Origin of the sequence: Sphingobacterium sp. CZ-UAM (genome assembly GCF_002000245.1) — a bacterium.
In the GTDB taxonomy this organism is placed as follows: domain Bacteria; phylum Bacteroidota; class Bacteroidia; order Sphingobacteriales; family Sphingobacteriaceae; genus Sphingobacterium.
The window spans coordinates 820,251-839,860 of the sequence record NZ_MTCM01000002.1 but is presented as its reverse complement, the minus strand read 5'-3'; the positions used below and the strand labels follow the sequence as shown (position 1 = coordinate 839,860).

Annotated in this window: 21 protein-coding genes; 4 read left to right on the top strand and 17 right to left on the bottom strand. The window is 39.6% G+C overall.

The window, feature by feature from the left end:
- Positions 1-52: 52 nt before the first annotated feature.
- The 8 genes from BWD42_RS13590 to BWD42_RS13555 form a co-directional block, all read right to left on the bottom strand.
- Entirely contained in the window at positions 53-922 is an 870-nt protein-coding gene (locus BWD42_RS13590) for an N-acetylmuramoyl-L-alanine amidase (protein WP_077436915.1), read from the bottom strand.
- Positions 922-1,959 carry a DUF3078 domain-containing protein gene (locus BWD42_RS13585; protein WP_077436914.1) on the bottom strand — a complete coding sequence of 346 codons (1,038 nt, stop codon included), beginning with the start codon at positions 1,957-1,959 and terminating at the stop codon, positions 922-924. Before BWD42_RS13585 ends, BWD42_RS13590 begins: the two co-directional genes overlap by 1 nt.
- Positions 1,960-1,980: 21 nt before the next feature.
- Positions 1,981-2,733: a hypothetical protein gene (locus BWD42_RS13580; RefSeq protein ID WP_139351151.1), complete on the bottom strand. Its 753-nt coding sequence runs from the start codon at positions 2,731-2,733 to the stop codon at positions 1,981-1,983.
- Between the two features lie 70 nt (positions 2,734-2,803).
- Positions 2,804-3,634: a glucosaminidase domain-containing protein gene (locus BWD42_RS13575; protein WP_077436912.1), complete on the bottom strand. Its 831-nt coding sequence runs from the start codon at positions 3,632-3,634 to the stop codon at positions 2,804-2,806.
- Between the two features lie 15 nt (positions 3,635-3,649).
- Positions 3,650-4,171, bottom strand: coding sequence for a glucosaminidase domain-containing protein (locus tag BWD42_RS13570; RefSeq protein WP_077436911.1), 522 nt, complete (start codon positions 4,169-4,171; stop codon positions 3,650-3,652).
- A 22-nt stretch (positions 4,172-4,193) separates the two neighbouring features.
- Complete coding sequence (locus tag BWD42_RS13565) at positions 4,194-4,829, bottom strand: O-methyltransferase (RefSeq protein ID WP_077437018.1); 636 nt, start codon at positions 4,827-4,829, stop codon at positions 4,194-4,196.
- A gap of 241 nt (positions 4,830-5,070) precedes the next feature.
- Complete coding sequence (gene folE, locus BWD42_RS13560; RefSeq protein ID WP_077436910.1) at positions 5,071-5,700, bottom strand: GTP cyclohydrolase I FolE; 630 nt, start codon at positions 5,698-5,700, stop codon at positions 5,071-5,073.
- Between the two features lie 28 nt (positions 5,701-5,728).
- Positions 5,729-6,142: a 6-pyruvoyl trahydropterin synthase family protein gene (locus BWD42_RS13555; RefSeq protein WP_077436909.1), complete on the bottom strand. Its 414-nt coding sequence runs from the start codon at positions 6,140-6,142 to the stop codon at positions 5,729-5,731.
- 173 nt (positions 6,143-6,315) lie between these two features.
- Here BWD42_RS13555 and mqnB point away from each other — a divergent pair, with 173 nt between their 5' ends.
- From mqnB to BWD42_RS13540, 3 genes are all read left to right on the top strand, one after another.
- Positions 6,316-6,957, top strand: coding sequence for a futalosine hydrolase (mqnB, locus tag BWD42_RS13550; RefSeq protein WP_077436908.1), 642 nt, complete (start codon positions 6,316-6,318; stop codon positions 6,955-6,957).
- A 123-nt stretch (positions 6,958-7,080) separates the two neighbouring features.
- Positions 7,081-8,067: a pyruvate dehydrogenase complex E1 component subunit beta gene (locus tag BWD42_RS13545; RefSeq protein ID WP_077436907.1), complete on the top strand. Its 987-nt coding sequence runs from the start codon at positions 7,081-7,083 to the stop codon at positions 8,065-8,067.
- 101 nt (positions 8,068-8,168) lie between these two features.
- Positions 8,169-8,924: a DUF6263 family protein gene (locus BWD42_RS13540; protein ID WP_077436906.1), complete on the top strand. Its 756-nt coding sequence runs from the start codon at positions 8,169-8,171 to the stop codon at positions 8,922-8,924.
- Positions 8,925-9,083: 159 nt separating this feature from the next.
- Here the strand turns inward: BWD42_RS13540 and gcvH are convergent, their stop codons facing one another.
- The gene (gene gcvH, locus BWD42_RS13535; RefSeq protein WP_077436905.1) at positions 9,084-9,464 is read right to left on the bottom strand and encodes a glycine cleavage system protein GcvH; all 381 of its coding nucleotides are present in this window, start codon (positions 9,462-9,464) and stop codon (positions 9,084-9,086) included.
- A 100-nt stretch (positions 9,465-9,564) separates the two neighbouring features.
- On the opposite strand from gcvH, the gene BWD42_RS13530 reads away from it, so the two are divergent.
- On the top strand, positions 9,565-10,761 hold the full coding sequence (locus BWD42_RS13530; protein ID WP_077436904.1) for an anhydro-N-acetylmuramic acid kinase: 1,197 nt from the start codon (positions 9,565-9,567) through the stop codon (positions 10,759-10,761).
- Position 10,762: 1 nt separating this feature from the next.
- Here the strand turns inward: BWD42_RS13530 and BWD42_RS13525 are convergent, their stop codons facing one another.
- The 8 genes from BWD42_RS13525 to BWD42_RS13490 all read right to left on the bottom strand — a co-directional run bounded on the left by BWD42_RS13525 (position 10,763) and on the right by BWD42_RS13490 (position 19,599).
- On the bottom strand, positions 10,763-11,434 hold the full coding sequence (locus BWD42_RS13525; RefSeq protein WP_077436903.1) for a DUF2461 domain-containing protein: 672 nt from the start codon (positions 11,432-11,434) through the stop codon (positions 10,763-10,765).
- Between the two features lie 7 nt (positions 11,435-11,441).
- The gene (locus BWD42_RS13520; RefSeq protein WP_077436902.1) at positions 11,442-12,242 is read right to left on the bottom strand and encodes a phosphatidate cytidylyltransferase; all 801 of its coding nucleotides are present in this window, start codon (positions 12,240-12,242) and stop codon (positions 11,442-11,444) included.
- 1 nt (position 12,243) lies between these two features.
- Positions 12,244-12,453 carry a DUF2007 domain-containing protein gene (locus BWD42_RS13515; protein ID WP_077436901.1) on the bottom strand — a complete coding sequence of 70 codons (210 nt, stop codon included), beginning with the start codon at positions 12,451-12,453 and terminating at the stop codon, positions 12,244-12,246.
- Complete coding sequence (locus tag BWD42_RS13510; protein WP_077436900.1) at positions 12,428-13,351, bottom strand: CPBP family intramembrane glutamic endopeptidase; 924 nt, start codon at positions 13,349-13,351, stop codon at positions 12,428-12,430. Before BWD42_RS13510 ends, BWD42_RS13515 begins: the two co-directional genes overlap by 26 nt.
- Positions 13,352-13,737: 386 nt before the next feature.
- Positions 13,738-17,058 carry a S41 family peptidase gene (locus BWD42_RS13505; RefSeq protein ID WP_077436899.1) on the bottom strand — a complete coding sequence of 1,107 codons (3,321 nt, stop codon included), beginning with the start codon at positions 17,056-17,058 and terminating at the stop codon, positions 13,738-13,740.
- Positions 17,059-17,271: 213 nt separating this feature from the next.
- Complete coding sequence (locus tag BWD42_RS13500) at positions 17,272-18,024, bottom strand: zinc ribbon domain-containing protein (protein ID WP_077436898.1); 753 nt, start codon at positions 18,022-18,024, stop codon at positions 17,272-17,274.
- Positions 18,024-19,124 (bottom strand): Nif3-like dinuclear metal center hexameric protein, encoded by a 1,101-nt coding sequence (locus tag BWD42_RS13495; protein ID WP_077436897.1) that lies wholly within the window; start codon positions 19,122-19,124, stop codon positions 18,024-18,026. The genes BWD42_RS13500 and BWD42_RS13495 overlap by 1 nt, the downstream gene beginning before the upstream one ends.
- Positions 19,114-19,599: a hypothetical protein gene (locus BWD42_RS13490; protein WP_077436896.1), complete on the bottom strand. Its 486-nt coding sequence runs from the start codon at positions 19,597-19,599 to the stop codon at positions 19,114-19,116. The genes BWD42_RS13495 and BWD42_RS13490 overlap by 11 nt, the downstream gene beginning before the upstream one ends.
- Positions 19,600-19,610 lie beyond the last annotated feature (11 nt).

The following is a 19,610-nucleotide window of genomic DNA, read 5'->3' as shown; positions in this document are numbered from 1 at the left end:
TACCAACGTCTTATTTGGTATCAGTGATCAGGATTCGCCTTTTGACAGCTTATTAGTATTTCTTGTAAATATTATAAAGTACACTTTTATCATAAACCGTCAACTCGGGCGTTGTATCGCGTACGATAAATTTACGTTTAAAGGCAACGATCGCGGCTTTTAGATTAGATGTATCATACCCAATGATCTTAAGCGCGTCAATGGCATTAAAACTATCGGGAGGGGCAACGAGCTGACCTTCATCATACCAGATGCCAAATCCTTTTTCCGCCAGCTTCTTCCAGGGAAAGAAAACACTGGGATCATTTTTACGTGCCGGAGCGATATCCGCATGACCGATAAAATTATTGTCAGGAATCAGATAACGTGATTTTAATGTATCCAAAACAGTGATCAGTGAATTGATCTGCGCATCGGGAAAGGGTTCCCTGCCATTATTGTCCAATTCAATTCCGATAGAACAAGAGTTCATGTCCACAATAGTTCCCCATTTAGCTACACCGGCATGCCACGAACGCACGTAGTCATTCAACATCTGGATAATCTCACCGTTGCGGCCGATCACATAATGTGAACTCACTTTGGTGCGCGGGATCTGGAATGTCTTGATCGTCTGGCCTACACTATCCTGTGCCGTATGGTGGATAATCACAAAATTTGGTTTGCGGACATCATAGTGTATAGCTTCAGCCTGCCGCCAGTAGGGGTGTTCACCTGTCTTCTGTAAGAAGATCACTTTTCTTTCCTGCGGTGTCAATTGATTTGTATCGGGCTTGACCACAACCTTCTCCTCCAATGCTGCACCAGGGAGGAAAGAAGCAACCAATGGTTTGGCCATAGCAGCAGCTTGTCCCTTGGATTTACAGCTCGCCAAGGACATCAACACAGCAAATACAATCCCAACTGACACTGGTCTAAACATTATTTTGGTAAACTATAGACAATTCCCATAGCCAATGACTGGCTCAATTGCACTCTTGAAATCACATCTGGATCATAGATCATAATTCCATTCAGATTGACGTTGATTACCCGGGTCACTTTTGCTGTTACGGTTACATCAAGGCGATGGGTAGGATCCGAAATCTTCTCATAGTCCGCAAATAAATTGTAACGTGCTTTTACATTCAATTTATCTGTAAAATTCTTATCTAAGTTGCCCGTAAGCTGGAATGCCAGCGCATTGGCAAAAGAACGGTCTTCTTTCACCCCAAATCTCTCCCCAGTACCTACCGTAGGATTGGCAGGATCTCTATAATAGCCGTACTTTTGATAAAATCCTTCTCCAGAACGAGGTTTTACACGCTCATCCAAAATAAAGGTCTGCCGTGCGGTACCCGTACCAAAACGCAACGAAAACTCATTGCTCGGCTTATACTCAAGACCGAATGATTCTGTTAAATAGGCCGGCGCCATAAACGCATTTTCAATATAATCAATCGTGTCCTTACCATTTACAGCTTTATATTTATAACCCGCATCAAATTGTGACTCGAAGGTTACCGATGTAAACAAGGCCCAGTTTGCCGACAATTTATAAGATAACTTGTTATCCCAAAATATACGGTCATTATTCTTTTTTGCGATATTATTTGTATTCTTGATCTTACCATAACGGAGATCAACTTCGGTCACAAAATTAAAGTTGTCACGGGTATAATCTGATTTGTGATTGGCATTGAGACCAATAGCGATAGATCCGACACCGCCCCCCTTCCAATTATCGTTAAAGGAAGCCTGGTTTAAGTTGATACCAAATTTAGTCCAATGTTTCCAGTAATCGACTTCAAGATTGAGTTGGGGTACAACCGGACGAATGGTTTTTATATTTAAAGGTAGCTCTTCTTGTACAGAAATTACGGTATCTGGTTTTGCTCTAAGATCCTTCAGATCCTGCGCCTTTATACTTGTAAAAGAAAGGCAAAGCAAAGCCATGCCGACAAAATTGAATAACTTCATTCTGAAAACTCTATTTTTTGTTTACGGTACTAATTTATAATTAATTGTTGGAAAAGGCTCAATAAAATATTGCGAAGGATTCATTCGGTAACGTGAATAGCAATCTTTGATGTAATTTGTGACTTCGTAATCGCTTGCCGCCAGGATAAAAAAATAGGATGGTCTAAATATTCTTCTAAACCGTTCTGACTCCTCAACATTGAGCCCCGTAACCTTACTGATAAGTTCTTTCGTAAATTTGTAGTCGATCACATTTTCCTTATAATCGTTTTCTATAGTCTTCGTCAGTCTACGCGCTCTCTTGGCTTCTTTACTAAATAGACTATAAATGGAGTTGATACTCAATCCTGCCCCGCTAGGTCCCACTGAAAATACATCGCCATATCCCGCCAAGCGGTAGGCTTTCTCATAATCTTCTTTAGCCTTTTTCAGAATTTCCTCGGGGTTCTTTCGTGCGGACACCTGAACCTCATCAATATAGATAGACTCCCTTCTCAAATGAAACAACAACAACCCTTTATTGTCAACAGCAAGGGTATCTGAAAAATATTCCTTGCTCATGGCAACAATCTGATCACCTATCCGGGCCAGAAAATCGAATTCACCTTTAGTATTATTATAGAATACCTCGCCTGTCCTTAAATTGGCAAGTTTCACATTTCCGATACGTTGTTTGGTTTTTTTGTCAAATACAATTCCTTCAACTTTCTTTTCCTGACAAAAAAGTAGGGGAGAACTGCCCAATATGGCTACGAACAGAAAAATATAACGCATTAGTTTCACTTTCGTAAAACTACTATATCGCCATACAAAACTGAAATATTTAACATCTTTTAAAGCGTAACTATTTAGATATAACCAATAGCTGTCCTAGGGACAATGCTTCATCTGTAAGACCATTTAAAGATTTGATTTGCTCCACAGAGACATTATAGAGTTTGCTCAGTGAATAGAGGGTTTCCTGCGCTTTCACTTCATGAATACGCATTGCTACTGGGCTTTTGATCTCTTCCGTTTTCACAACAGCGGGAGGTGTTTCCTCAACATTATGGACAATCTCCTCTTTCACGACCTCTTCACGCATGACCTTTTGTGTCGGCGTCTCTTTCCGGTCGTATTGGTCAAGATGATAGCGTTCGATCATTTCGATCAATAAATCCGGATAGCGGGGATTGGTCGCATATCCTGCAGCCTTAAGCCCTTTTGCCCAACCTTTGTAATCATCCTTGTCCAATTTGAACAAGGCCGAATAGCGGGGACGTAATAAAAACTCCGAATGATCCCTAAACGACTGTTGAGGATTGTCGTATACACGGAAGCAATCGTTAATATTATCATCAGGACGGGTCACGGATTTGCCTTTCCATACGCCACCACACTTGATACCGAAATGATTATTTGCTTCACGAGCCAGGAAGCTATTACCATTGCCGGATTCTAGCAAGGCCTGAGCGAGTTTAATACTGGCCGGAATACCATATTTGTTCATTTCTGCAATGGCAATGTCTTTATAATGCGCAATGTAGTCATTCCCAGCCATGGTGGGTCGGCCTGTTGAAGATGAAGAAGTTTTTGAATTGGATCCGGATTTAGAGGATGATAAGGTGCCTCTCCGGCTTGAACATGATGTAATCAACATCATGAATACAATCATGCCATAAAAAAACTTCTTCATGCAATACTGTCGTGCTTATTTTTTAGTAGACGAGAACTTATTTTGCTTGGAATCGTTATCAAACATATCAAGGTGATAGAGTTTGATCGTTTTAAGTACTTTCGCTGTCCAGTCTCTACTCGTGGAGTAACCTGAACGAGCTATTGCCTTTACCCAAGCTTCATATTTTTCCCCTGGATGTTTTTCAAAAAGGCTTTGGGTAGTCTTCTTTCTCTTTACTATTCCTACAAAGTCATCATACGAGTCCAATACAGACCGATAACCTTTGTAAGCTGATCGAATAACAGTGCTGTTATTCTTTCCTTTGACACCAAAATGGTTATTCAAATTTTTTGCTATCCTGCTACCACCATTTCCGCTTTCATGCATAGCGATGGCTAAGATAACCGATGCTGGAACACCGTGTTCCTCCATCATTTCTTTTGCTATTGGACTGTACTTATCGACATATGCCGCACTTTGAGCTGAAACTTTTGAAATTCCAAAAGTTGCTAAAGCCAGTACCAGTACAAAGCTTTTTAATTGTTTTAAATTCATGAAGAATGTTTTAGTTCACAAATTACTTCTTGCGCAACGCAAAAAGTCCGTCTCGAATCGGTAATATTACCTTCTCTACGCGCTTGTCCTGAGCTAAACGTGCATTCAAATCAATGATCTGCTTTGTTTGGTTGTCTGGTTTTGAATCTAACACCTTACCTTTCCATAAGACGTTGTCAATCAAAATGAGTCCCCCAGACGGAACTTGATTTATTATTGTTTCGAAATAATATAAATTTCTCTTTTTATCAGCATCAATAAATACCAGATCAAATGTTTCATTTAATGTAGGTATGATCTCCGCTGCATCGCCAATATGATATCGGATCTTATCTGCGAATTCAGACGCATCAAAATATCCTTGGACCCGTTCTTGTTGCTCTTCATTGATATCAATGGTGTGTAAAACTCCATCTTGCTGAAGCCCTTCTGCGAGACATAATGTTGCATATCCCGTAAAAGTTCCGATCTCCAAAATACGTTTTGGAGCAACCAATTTACTCAATAAAGAAAGAACTCTTCCCTGGTAATGACCAGATAACATATGGGGCATTGTTTCCTTCAAATATGTCTCCCGATTTACCCTTTTCAGTAACGAATTTTCATCGTCTGTAGTATGTTCCAAATAGGACTCCAAATCGTTGGCAACAATTTCCATAACCACAAAGGTACCAAAAAACATATTTATGATAAAAATATTTTTTTATAAAACACTGAAAAACAGCTATATATAATTATTGGTTTGTAAAGGAATTTTGTAACGAGTCGCCTTAAAAGCTCAAAAACGCAATATCCTCATTTTTCGAATTTTGTGTTTTTTTCAAGATTTCATCAAAAAATACGCCCTCGAGAAGAGGTTCTTCTCGAGGGCGTATTTTTATTATTTAACAACAAAAATATTAAGCTAAATCTGCTGTGATCAAGCGTAAAAATTCAGATCGGGTCACGTCGTTTTGAAATGCACCTGTAAATGCGGAGGTTGTTGTAACGGAATTCTGTTTTTGCACACCGCGCATGGCCATACACATATGTTTGCACTCCATAACAACTGCAACACCACGGGCACCTAACGTTTCCTGAATACAATCCCGAATCTCGTTGGTAAGACGTTCCTGTACCTGCAAACGACGGGCAAAGATATCCACTACACGCGGAATTTTACTCAAACCTACAATATGTCCGTTCGGAATATAAGCAATATGGGCCTTTCCAAAGAAAGGTAACATATGGTGCTCACATAAAGAATACACTTCGATATCCTTAACAACTACCATCTGGCTATAATCTTCCTCAAACATGGCTCCTCTGAGTACTTCAGCAGCATCGATATCATATCCATGTGTCAAAAACTGCAGTGCTTTGGCCACGCGCTCGGGGGTCTTTACCAAGCCTTCACGCTTGGGATCCTCTCCTAGGCATTCCAAAATATCTGTATAATGAGAAGCGATGCGATCTACTTTTTCAGTATTGTATTTGTCGATCTTAATATATCCATCCAACTCTTCGCTGTCAAATGAGTGTTGACCCATAGTTTCTACTATTTAAATGTATTAAAGATTAATCGCCAAAATATTCGACGTAGTTATTTTCGGTTTCGTGTAAACGAACACTATGCAAGGCCACACCCTGTGCTTCAAACTGTGGTTTCAGGATCTTAAATATCTCTATAGCGATATTTTCGGTAGAAGCCATGACACCCTTCATAAACTCAACATCCAGATTGAAATTACGATGATCCACTTTATCAATGATACTGTGATTGATAATTTCCTTCATGATCTTTAAGTCGATCAAAAAACCAGTTTCGGGATTTACCTCCCCCTTGACTGTGACAAAAAGGTCATAATTGTGCCCATGCCAATTTGGATTAGAACAGAGCCCGAAAACTTGTTCGTTTTGTTCATTGCTCCAATCTTCACGATACAGCTTATGTGCTGCACAAAAACGTTCACGACGAGTTATAAATATCATAATAATACAAAGATACGGCTTTGAGCCCAATTTTAACATTTCTATTTTAGGAATGCCGTCAGAATATGGTAATATAATTGAGAGCTAAAGATCACGCGCCGATTTTTATTTTAATGTGCTAAAGACCTCCGCGATAATTCGTAATTTTCGCATACTATTAAAAGAAGTCTGTCATGAAGATATTAATCGTTGCCGCTACGCAATTCGAAATTCAGCCTTTTCTGGAAGTTGCCGCCAATTACCCCAATTGTGACACGCTGATCACTGGCGTAGGCATGGTTGCGACAGCATTTGAATTAGGAAGAGTACTACACGAAAACAAATATGATCTCCTTATCAATATAGGCATTGGGGGCTGCTTTGACCGCAACTTGAAAATAGGTACGGTGGTGCAGGTCATTGCGGAATCGTTGGTAGAATTGGGGGCAGAAGATGACCTAGAGTTTATCCCGATCGAACAGTTGGGCTATGGAAAGTCAACATTTGAGTCTTCTTTGCTTCATGGTAAACAGCTATCGCTTCCTTTTTTAACCCAGGGATATGGCATTACAGTAAATAAAGTACATGGGAATGCCGACAGTATTGCAAATGTACAGCAGCTACAGCCCAACAGCTGTATCGAAAGCATGGAAGGTGCAGCAGTTTTCTTTGCTGCTGACAAAATGGATCTTCCGGTGATCGAACTTCGTGGAATCTCCAATTATGTCGAAAAAAGAAACCGTGCCACGTGGAACATTCCGCTGGCGATAATGAATAGTAATAAGGCACTTATACAAACCCTGGATTTCTTGCCAGACTTATTTTCCAAAATTTAATACAAAAGTCATTTACTTATTAAAAAATGACATAAAACTATACAATTAAGCTAGTCAAATCTTCAAAATATCAATTTTAAATAGTAGATTTGTGATCTAAAAATTGATACTATTTTACAACTGATGAGAGAAATACAATTCAGAGAAGCACTTCGTGAAGCAATGAACGAAGAAATGCGTAAAGACGACAAAATATTTTTATTAGGTGAAGAAGTTGCTGAGTATAACGGTGCTTATAAAGTAAGCCAAGGTATGCTTGATGAATTCGGTGCAAAACGTATCATTGATACACCTATTGCTGAACTAGGTTTTGCTGGTATCGCTGTTGGTGCAGCAATGAACGGTTTAAAACCAATTGTTGAATTCATGACATTCAACTTTTCACTTGTTGCAATTGACCAGGTGATCAATGCTGCTGCAAAAATCCACTCCATGAGCGGTGGGCAGTTTTCTATTCCGATGGTTTTCCGTGGCCCAACAGGAAATGCAGGTCAGCTAGCTGCACAGCACTCTCAAAACTTTGAAAACTGGTTTGCAAATACTCCAGGATTAAAAGTGGTTGTTCCTTCGAATCCTTACGAAGCTAAAGGTTTATTGAAATCTGCTATCATTGATCCAGATCCGGTGATCTTCATGGAATCTGAGGTTATGTACGGTGATAAAGGTGAAGTCCCTGAAGAGGAGTACTACCTAGAAATCGGAAAAGCAAACATCATTCAGGAAGGTACTGATGTTACTGTTGTTTCTTTCGGTAAAATGCTTCCTCGTGTTGTAATCCCTGCAGTTGAAGAACTTAAAAAAGAAGGTATCAGTGTAGAATTGATCGATTTGCGTTCTGTACGTCCTATTGATTACCCTACGCTTATTGAATCTGTAAAGAAAACAAACCGTCTGGTTATCGTAGAAGAAGCTTGGCCATTGGCATCTATCTCTACTGACCTAGCATTTAATGTACAGCGCAATGCATTTGATTATTTGGACGCTCCGGTAATCCGTGTGAATTGTGCTGATGTACCTCTTCCTTATGCACCAACTTTGATCGAAGCTGCGTTACCTAGCGTAGAAAAAGTAGTGAAAGCTGTAAAAGAAGTATCTTACATCAAAAAATAACTGAATTCTTTTTGAATCAAATAACAATCCCTTTTACTGACGTAAAAGGGATTTTTTTTTATATTTACCTGTCCTGTTATTAACAACAAAAAATCCAATAGATGAAAAAACTGAAAACAATGGCCTCAACTGCTTTATTTGCATTGATCGCCCTATCTGTATCGGCTCAAAAGAAATATACCCTTCGGGTGAACCCCGAGGAGGGCAAGAAAGTAGCGCAAAACGTTATCATGGCCATGGATATCGAAACTAGCGGACAAAAGATTGTGACAGATTTAACGATGGGATTTGATATTACAAATACCACAAAGAAAGATAACTCTTTTTTATTTGAACTTAAATATACCGGTATCAATATGAAAATGAGTGGCGAAGCCATGGAAATGACTTACGACTCCAAAAATCCAGAAGCAAATGAATTTTCGAAGCAGATGCATGCTACAGTAGGAAAATTGGTAGATAGTAAGATCAGCTTCTCTATAGATCAATTGGGAAAATCCTCAAATATTACACTGCCCGAGGGGGTCAACCTTCCATTTGATCGGAGCATGTTTGAAAATATCAGCACAGTATTACCAGAGAACCCCATTGGCATCGGGGAATCATGGACTTCAAAAGCCGAATCGGAAGAGTCGGGTCTATTAATCGAAAACAAAATGACACTTGCAGAAGTAAATGAGCAAGGCTATAAAGTAAATGTGGAGGGGAAGATGTTTGGATCTGATGCAAAGCAAGTAGGTAACATGCAGGGATTCTATGTATTGGATAAAAAGACTTGTCTGACTAAAATAACGGAGATGACAAGTGATATCGATATGCCCGAAGCAAAGATTAAAACGGTCATAAAATGCCAGTAGATGGCAGCGACTGAAGGTTCGTTACGGCCGATATGCCGACCGCGGCGAGTGAATTGGTCATTTCGTAAAAAAATACGAATCAATAAAAATAAATGCTTTTAACAAAAAAGACGGGGGTAATTATAAAAATTACCCCCGTCTTTTTTTATCACGCTGATATTATGCGTTGATTTCTTCTTTGTATTGATCTGCAGATAGTAATGCATCCACATCTGCTGCATTATTCAATTTGACACGGACAATCCAGCCTTCACCGTAAGGATCAGAATTCACCAGTTCAGGAGAAGCATCAATTGCATCATTAACCGATAAAATTGTAGCTGCTACAGGTAAAAACAAATCAGAAACTGTTTTTACAGCTTCGATCGTACCGAAAACTTCATTTGCGGCAACTTCCTCACCTACAGTATTAATGTCAACAAAAACGATGTCACCCAATTCACGTTGAGCGAAATCAGTAATCCCTACAACTGCTTCATCACCTTCAACACGAATCCATTCGTGATCTTTGGTGTATTTCAATTCTGCTGGAAAATTCATTGTATCTAATTTTTTGATTTTTAATGCCGTGAAGTTACAAAATATCTTCAATTGTCAAAAATGATATTCATTATAACATTTTTGTGTTTATTTTTAGATTATGAATCCGCAAATCGAAAAACTTTATCAGATCGCACTAAAAAAGGAGCGTTTTATTATTGGCTTAATGTCCGGGACCTCCTTAGATGGACTAGATGTCGCATTATGTCGTATTGAAAACGCGGGAAAGGCCACCAGGATAAGTTTAGAAAAGTTTATTACAATGGACTATGAAGATATTTTTAGAACCAAAGTCCGTGAAATATTCGCCAAAAGGACCATCGACCAGCAGTTACTTTCGGGACTTAATGCATACGTAGGTATCACCCACGCGAACCTGATCAATCAAGCAATAGCTAGCTGGAACATCTCAGCTGATCAGATAGATTGTATTGCTAGCCATGGACAAACGGTCTACCATGCCCCCCAATCGTTAACGAAAGATCTGAATTGGCCCAATAGTACGCTACAAATCGGCGACGGAGACCATATTGCGATACATACGGGAATAATTACATTATCGGATTTTAGACAAAAGCACATTGCCGCAGGAGGAGAGGGCGCACCTTTGGCAGCCTATGGGGACTACCTCCTTTTTTCCCATCCTACTGAAAACAGATTTTTACTGAATATAGGAGGTATTTCCAATTTCACTTTTATACCAAGTCATCAAAATAATCTGGAAGCCTATGCGACAGATCTAGGGCCGGGAAATACAATGATGAACCAGTATATGAAAGCTCATTTTGATCAGGAGATGGACAGAGATGCTATCGTTGCAAAAAAAGGTACAGTTAATGCCCCGTTATTAGAGCAGCTCCTTGCCGAAGAATTTCTAAATCTAGCGTTTCCTAAAACAACAGGACCGGAATTATTTAACCTGGATTACCTGAATGAGGCTCAAAGGCGTTCAGATACTTTAGGTTTATCAGCAGAAGATGTCATGGCCACGCTCAATCGCTTTTCAGCGCAGGCCATGATCGATGGCATCTGTAAACAGGCCAAAGGTTTATCCAATGTTTCGGTATACATCAGTGGCGGCGGGTTACATAATCCTTTGCTTTTTGACTACATCAAAGCAAATCTACCGGACATCAAGGTGGACAGTTTCGCCTCCCTGGGTATTGACCCTGATGCGAAAGAAGCCGTTCTTTTTGCCCTATTGGCCAATGAAACTCTTGCAGGAAAAAAATCCAATGTCACGCATATAAAAGATTCTCCAGCGGTCTGTATGGGTAAAATCAGCCTACCACAGTAGACTATTCGCTGTCGATCGCCTCTTGTAAAAACTCCTTGAACGGTAACATCTTTTTGTAAGAGGCGATGATATTATCCAATGCACTTTTGTCGGACAAATCTTTGATCGTCAGGGACTGATCCAGAACAAAACTTTTTAGCTTGATAAAATCAATATAAGGGTTATCCTCCGCGTAACCGGCGGGAGCACGTTTAAGTAGATCTTCTTTAAACAATGTTATTTTTCCATCATCCAATGTACGATTGAGAATTGTCGCTATTTGTTCACCGTTATAGTCAATCTCCTGCCTAATCGCTTCCAGATGCAGTTTTTCTGGCCTCCAATAACCACAGGCTATAAATGAATTTTCGGCGCCGATATGAATATAATATTCGGGGCCATGCAACTTTCTTCCGTCAACAGATATTCCGGCTCCGAACCAAGTCTTATAGGGAGTTTTGTCATTTGAAAACCGTGTATCTCTATAGATACGGAATAAACATTTATTAGCTTGAATAGAGGTATTTATTTTTGGATCAAATTCACTGAGTGCAGCGATCAAGTCAGTTATAAAACTCCGTACATCCGCCAGTGCAGATTCATACTTTTCCCGGTTCTCCGCAAACCACTCCCTTGAATTATTTTCCTTTAATTCTACCAAAAAATCAAAGGTAGATTTCTGAATATGACTCATAATTCTTTTAACTGATTAAAATTAAGAAAACATAAACCATCGGTGCTGCCAATAACAAGCCATCAAAACGATCGAGAAAACCGCCGTGTCCGGGCAGAATGTTACCCGAATCCTTTACATGTAAGCTCCGCTTTAACATCGATTCAACCAGATCTCCCAATGTACCAACAATACTAATGATCATGGCCACGATAATCCATTGCCACAAGGGTAAACTTCCAAAATATTTTTCAAGATTTATAGCGACAACAACGGCCAAAATAAAGCCCCCAAAGAATCCCTCCCAGGTCTTTTTTGGAGAGATCCGCTCAAACAGTTTATGCTTTCCAAAACTCCGCCCTGCAAGATATGCGCCAGTATCATTCGTCCAAAGCAATATTAAAAACCCAAGCGGAATATAATGATTGAAAACGCCACTGATAAAGCCCAGTTGCGCAAAAAGGAAGAAAGGTAAGGTCACATAACAGATTCCCAAAAATGTATAGGCTATATCATTAAAAGGAAAACTTCTTTTTTGAAAAAGTGAAATAATATAGGTCAAACTGACCAATGGTGTGATAAGCCATAGGAATTTAGGCGCCAAATCACCTATAGCTACCATAGATCCTAGGACAAATAGTGCCACGGCTAAGAGAATTCCGAGTGGCTTATTGGGCGCTCGTTCTTCCGATGATACGATACCATAAAATTCATACAGGCACCATGCACTCAACAGCGTAAAAAAAACACTGTATAAATATGGCCCGAATAAGGTAGATGCCACCATGACAGCTACAAAAATGGCTCCGGTTATCGCTCTTGTCTTCATTCTAATTTTCTCCCGCTGCTTCTTCCATCAGTCTTTCGGCAGTTTCAACCGAATTTTCACTCACATACAGCTCTATTTTTCCAAACAGATAAGAAGAATCCTGTTTATTCAATACCACAGTAGGAATACCGTTCTCCTCCAGCATCTGTTTTACTATTTCAGCCTGAATAGCATTTGTGTATGTTTTAATTTTCTTCCAGTCGTTCTCCATGGTTTTCTTTTTGTGTTGAGAGATAAAATAAGAATACAAAAATAGCAGTAAAAATGAAGCCTACAACATATATCCACCAAGATTGCACTTCAAATGCATTGATTTCATCATAGCTTTTACCATTTCTGGTATAATAAAATGCCATGATTGTAGCCCCTGCATTGTTGACGAAATGGCCGAAAATAGGTAACCAGATATTTTTGCCCCACAGATAGAGGTAACCAAAAAATGCTCCCAATAACATCCGTGGTATAAAGCCAAAAAACTGCAGATGTATGGCACTAAAAACAAAAGCTACAATCCAGATGACTACGTGGGGATTAGATATCCATCTTCCGACAATATTTTGAAGGATACCACGAAATAATAGCTCTTCGCCTATTGCTGGTATCAAAGCCAAAACAACCAAGTTAAACAGAAATCCTATAAAACTTGTTTCTACGATAATCCCCTCTATCAGATCGCCCGATTCCCGCTCACTACGTTCCATCCAAACCTGTACGGATCGCATATTGTCCGGCAGCTGTAACGATTCATTCCAATGTCCGATTAAACTCATCAGTGGCATAAAAGCGAGCATAGCGAAAAAGATATAAGCGAACTGCTTTGCCCGCGGCTGATATTCCTGCTTAAAATAACGGATTCCATACCCCTCGCGGGTATTCATCAGATAAGCTGGTACAACAAATGAGCCCAGACTACTCAACAATAACAAAAAACGCATTTCATTTGGAGAACCTTGCATAAGTATGGCCAATGAGAATACCTGTCCTGTAAATTTGTAGTAGAAAAAGAGGATAAGGATACCGATAACCTGTGAGATAAAGGTAAATCCGATGACCAACAGGACCAGACGCAATAAAGATTGAAATGGGGATGTAGTTTGCTCGGGGTACATAAATTTTAAATATGCTTTAAAGATAACAATAAAAGCATGTTACTTTATAAAGTAGCCACAATTCAATCAAGCTTTCCGGATCTTAGCTACTGAACACGAAGCAACAAACGCCCTAAAACTGCTTTAAACAAAGGAATATTTATTTAAACACCATAAAAAAGCACTATATAAAAGGAAACCTTTTCTTAGTAAGATAGGGGTCGACAGTACGATATAAAAATTTGGCTACCAGCTCAAGATGACTTTTTGAGAATGAAAAACGGGCAATTTTCGATCTGAAAATTGCCCGTTTTAGTAAACCAATCATTTGCTCAAAACTTAAATTTGCAAAGATTTACCAAAATCGACTTTATAAATACAGCCTTTTCTCTATCGATATTGACTTATTAATTTACCCGTATTGGATCTGCTGGTTTCTGTAGATTTTTGTAAGGATAAGTTTTCATTTCTTCCAATAAAATCTTCACCGTTCTTTCCAATTGAGGATCGCGTCCCTCTAACAAATCTTTCGGTAATTGCTCAACAAAGATATCCGGAGCAACACCCTCATTTTCTATAATCCAGTTTCCTTTCAGATCATATACGCCAAAGTTAGGTGAGGTAATACGTCCACCATCCAACAACGGCGGATATCCACTGATACCGACCAGAATACCCATTGTTGTGCGGCCAACCAGCTTACCAAGACCTTTAAAACGGAACATATAAGGCATCATATCACCGCCCGAACCCGCATTTTCATTGATGATCATTGCTTTTGGACCGTAAATACCATTGCCCGGCGTCGTAAAACCTCTACCATCACGGATGCCCCAGCCGGAAATCAATTCCCGGGATAGCAAATCAATGACATAATCGGCTACCCAACCACCACCATTGTTTCTTTCGTCCATCAGAAGGGCCTTTTTATCCATCTGAGAGAAATAATATCGGTTGAAGTAGGTATAACCCTCCGGTCCGGTATTTGGCATGTATACGTAAGCTATTTGTCCATTACTTAACTGATCAACCTTCTTGCGGTTGCGCTCCACCCATTCCATGCTGCGCAAGCTCATCTCGTCCGCAAAAGAAATCGGTTTTACAACAACTTCGCGGGCGCCAACCAGCGACGGTTTGGAATTAATTTTTAACGTTACCTGTTTGCCTACAGTGTTATCAAATAAACTATAGATATCCTTTTCTTCGGTTAATTCTATACCGTTTACAGCAACGATATAATCCCCTTCTCTGATATTCAAACCCGGCTCTGCCAGCGGCGCTTTAAACGAAGGATTCCATTCTAAACGTGTAAATAACTTCCCAATCTGATAATAACCATTTTTGATTGTATAGTCAGCACCCAATACACCTACCGAAACCGACGGAGTGGAAGGTTGATCCCCCGGATAAATATAGTTATGTCCAACAACCATTTCACCCATCATTTCGTTCAGTAAATAACCTAAATCCGAACGGTGATTAACAAATGGAAGGAATTTTTCATATTTGGCTTTCATCGCTTTCCAGTCAGCACCATGCATGTTTTCTACATAGAAATAGTCTTTCTGCATAGCCCAAACTTCGTTGAAGACCTGTTTCCATTCTGCGACAGGGTCTACCAGCTGTTGGATCCCATCCAATTTTATTGCGCCCGCAGTCGGAGATGCGACTTTCTGTCCAGCCGTCACGATATTATAACCATTTCCTGTCTGATATAACATTTTCTTGCCGTCGGCACTAATCACAAAACTCCGTGCGTTTTCAACCAATGTCTTATTTTCCAGATCTTTAAAATCGTAAGCACCGATAGTGCCACCGCGTTGGTAAGTCAGCTGGTTTGGAACCAGGCCATTCAGATTCCAATAGGTACCTACCGGCAAAGGCAGAGCCACGATACGGTTCTCGATACGATCAAAATCTACCTGAATGGATTTATCTTCAGGCTTGCTTGCCGGAGTTTCCTCCTTTTTATCATTTTTCGGTGCTTTTTTATCGTTCTCTTTTACGCGTGCTGTTTTGTTGCTCTCTTTTTCTGCAGGTTTGTCTGCCTTTTCTTCGCGAATCTGTTCTTCATCACTTTCGTTCTTAAAGAAAGAAGGGGTTTTGCTGGATAGAATAAAAGCATATACTGCGTAATCGACATTACGTTGCGTAGCCGACATATGCAGACCGGAATTGGTTAATCCGGTATTGGTACTTGCTGTAAAGAAAAGGTATTTACCATCCTGTGAAAAAGCAGTGCTACGAACAGAACTCATACCATCTGTAATCTGCTGCGTTTTCTTTGAATCCAAATTGTACATAAATACCGCCGGTACCCCATTTTCTAAAGTACGTGTAAATGAAATCCATTTTGAGTCTGGAGACCAGCTTGGCTGGAAATGGTTGGATACTCTACCGGTTTGCCCACTCAGTTTATCATCAGCAACCTTCACAATAGCCTTCGATGCAATATCAATGTAGTATAGATTGAGGTGGGCATCGTTATAAAATAATTTTTTCGAATCCGGAGACCAGGTAGGTTCAAAATAAAAATTCGTTTCGCCCAGATTGAAATACAAAGGCTGGTCTTTTCCAAACTGATCCACTAAAACTAGCTGGTAAGCACCATTTTTATCCGAGATATAAGAAACCCATTTTCCATTTGGTGACCAATCTGGAAAACGTTCGTGTGAGCCCGGAGAATTCGACAAATTACGGGCTTCACCTTTTTCCTTAGGTACAGTGAAAATCTCTCCTCGCGACTCAAACAGGGCACGTTGACCGGTAGGAGACAGTGCCACATAGCGAATGTCTTCCTTGATATTTTTGTAGAAAGGACGCTTAAACATGGCATCCGTATTTACACTAATGTGTAAGGCAGTTATCTTATTATTGTTATTCAGGCTTAATGTATTCAAAATGCCTGCGTATTCAAAAATCAATTCATTGCCATTTCCATTTAGCGAGCGAACATCATAATCTTTGAAATCAGTTAGCTTTTCAACTTTCTTTGACTTGGTATCATAACTGAAAATATTGACTATTTTATCGCGATCTGATAGGAAATATACCTTGTTACCTAACCATAGGGGTTTGACATCGTTGCTTTTTACCTGTGGAATGGCTTCTATTTCCTTGGTTTTTGTATCAAAGATCCAAATGGTAGGTGTACCTCCACCACGGTAGCGTTTGAACGCCACGCGATCGCGCTCCGTTGGATCGGTATTTTTGATATAAGCCCAATAGCGCCCATCTGCGGAAGGGCTGCCTTGCGTTGCTTCGGGCATCAATAAAGCCTTATCCATTCCCAGTCGCTGAATATTAGAACTGTATAACCGTGGACTTAGCGCATAGGTGAAATCACGTGATGTGGTATAATATACTTCATCATTATTCAACCAGCCACGTAATACATCTGAAGAAGGATGATAGGTAATACGTTGAGGCTCTCCTCCTTCAATAGGAAGGACATACACATCGGTGTTACCATCGTAATTGCCCGTAAAAGCAATTTTCTTCCCATCAGGGGAGAACATCGGATTTTGTTCGACACCAGGATTTGTGGTCAGACGTCTCGGGTTTCCACCATTCTTGTCTGCTAACCAGATATCTCCACCGTACACAAAAGCGATATTACTGGCACTGATACTTGGATTTCGGAGTAATAAAGTCTCTTGCCCTTTGACCTGTAGAAATGAAGTACCGATCAAAAGTGCCGCAATAAACTTAAAATGAGTTTTATTCATAAATTTTCAATGGTTAAAATTAATATGCAAAACTACTGTTTTATAGTACCTGCGATTCGCATACCAACTTCATAAAAATATAAAGGTTAAAATTACAATACAAAGCTACTATTTTGTCCAATAAATCACTTCGTATATCAACAAAGTTGCATAAAAAATATCTTAAAAAAAAAGCCCTGCTCAAAAAGCAGGGCTTTATTCTGTTATTAACGATTAGAAACCGTATTCTTGTTCAATTTCCAATACGATACCTTCGTCTACCAAAACGCGACCACAATGTTCGCAGATAATGATTTTTTTACGTTGACGAATCTCCGATTGCATCTGAGCAGGGATTTTATTGTGACATCCTGAACAGCTATCACGATCGATAGAAACGACCGCCAAACCATTTTTGAAAGAATTACGCAAACGGTAATAAACTTTTACCAAACGCTCTTCTATATTAGCTTCCGCTTCAGCAGCTTTAGCCAATAACGCATCTTCTTCCTTTTGGGTTTCAGAAGTAATTGTTTCCAATTCTTTCTTTTTACCCTCAAGTTCGTTTTTGCTATATTCCAGGTTACCTACGGTAGCATCGTAGTTTTCTGTTTTATTGCGAATCTCGAATTCTGCTTCTTTGATTCTTTTTTCACAAACCTGAATCTCAAGACCTTGGATTTCAATTTCTTTCGAAATAGCGTCATATTCACGATTATTTTTTACCTCATTTAACTGCGACTCATATTTCTTGATAGCAGCCTGGGCATCTTTAATCATGTTTTTACGCTTAACGATTGAATCTTCTAAATCGTCCAAGTCTGTTCTGATCTTCTCAATACGAGTTTCTAAACCCGCAATCTCATCTTCAAGATCTGCAACTTCCATAGGCAATTCACCACGAACCTGGCGAATCTTGTCTATTTTAGTATGTATGGCTTGCAAAAGCCATAATGCTTTCAATTTTTGTTCTACGGTTTGTTCCATCAACTGTAGTATTTTATAGGATTTGTATCTATTTCTGTTGTTAAGGTTGCAAAGTTAGGAAATTTTTTCGTAATAATGTCGTACAATAATTCTTGCGTAAATTGTTCGCTCTCAAAATGTCCCGTATCTGCTATGACAATCTCACCTTCTGCATCAAAAAACTCATGATATTTATAATCTGCTGTGACAAAAAAATCAGCACCAGAACGCTTTGCCGCCCCCAATAGGAAGCCACCTGCACCACCGCAAACTGCAACTCTACTCACCTTCTTTCCCAGAAGGGCTGTATGGCGAATTACATTTAGCTTGAGATTCTCTTTCAAATAAGCCAAAAATTCCAATTCATCCATGGGCTCGGATAAATTACCAATCATTCCAGCTCCAATTTCTCCAGCTGTATTCTGTAAATCGAAAAGATCATAAGCAACTTCTTCGTAAGGATGTGCTTCATAGAGAGCCAAAAGAAGTTTTCTTTCAATAGAACGTTTATAAATCACTTCAATGCGTGTCTCTTCGACACGTTCCTGTGTTCCTATTTCGCCAATAGCGGGTTCAGCCCCCGCCAAAGGCCTAAAACTTCCATAACCGGCAGTATTAAAACTGCATTGATCATAATGTTTTCCAATTTGACCCGCTCCGGCATCAAACAAGGCTTGCCGGACTTCTTCTACATGACTCCTGGGCACAAATACCACCATTTTGCGCAGTACATTTGGCTTGGATTCCAATATAGCCTGGTTAACCAGTCCCAGTTTATCAGCTATTTTGGAATTGACCCCACCGGTGACATTGTCCAGATTGGTATGTATCGCATAGAGCGCAATGCCATTTTCTATTGCCTTTATGACCGTACGTTCTACATAGTTCTTTCCATTGAATTTTTTTAATCCTTTGAAAACAATGGGATGATGTGAAATAATTAAATTACATCCCTTTTCGATCGCTTCCTGTACCACCTCCTCCGTACAATCCAACGAAATCAATACTTTGGTAATCTCCTGATCTGCATTGCCGACAATCAATCCGGCATTATCATAAGTTTCCTGCAAATCCAATGGAGCCAAATGCTCCAGATGTTGAATAACCGCTTTAATTTTCATCGTTTATAATAACCTCCTTTTCTCGAAATTTATCATGTTCTTCCAAAATTCTACGATTTGCGCTGATATTAAACCAATAGTTAGCCAAGGTGACAAAATGCATGATAACCAGCAGGCCTGAAATAGGAATCGGCAACGGAATATTTGTCGCCAGATAAATCCAGGCATATAATGATCCTTTCCGAAAGGTCGGATTTTCCTCAACCGCGATCTTGCGGTCGTAAAACTCATTGATAAGGGAATCTTTCAAACGGGAAGCGACTTGAAAATTCCAATAAATATTGACTAAAGGAATGGCTACCAGCCAAGATTGATTGGGTGTCATCAATCTATTTTCTACCGCTATCAGGTTTAATGTCCTACGAATGGTATTCGCAAATAACAACCAAATAATAATGCGTATAACAACGAGGCCTAACGCCGCGTATAATACTTCAGGTCTACTTAACTCTTTTATTAATTCTTCTTGTGACATTGAAATCTTAC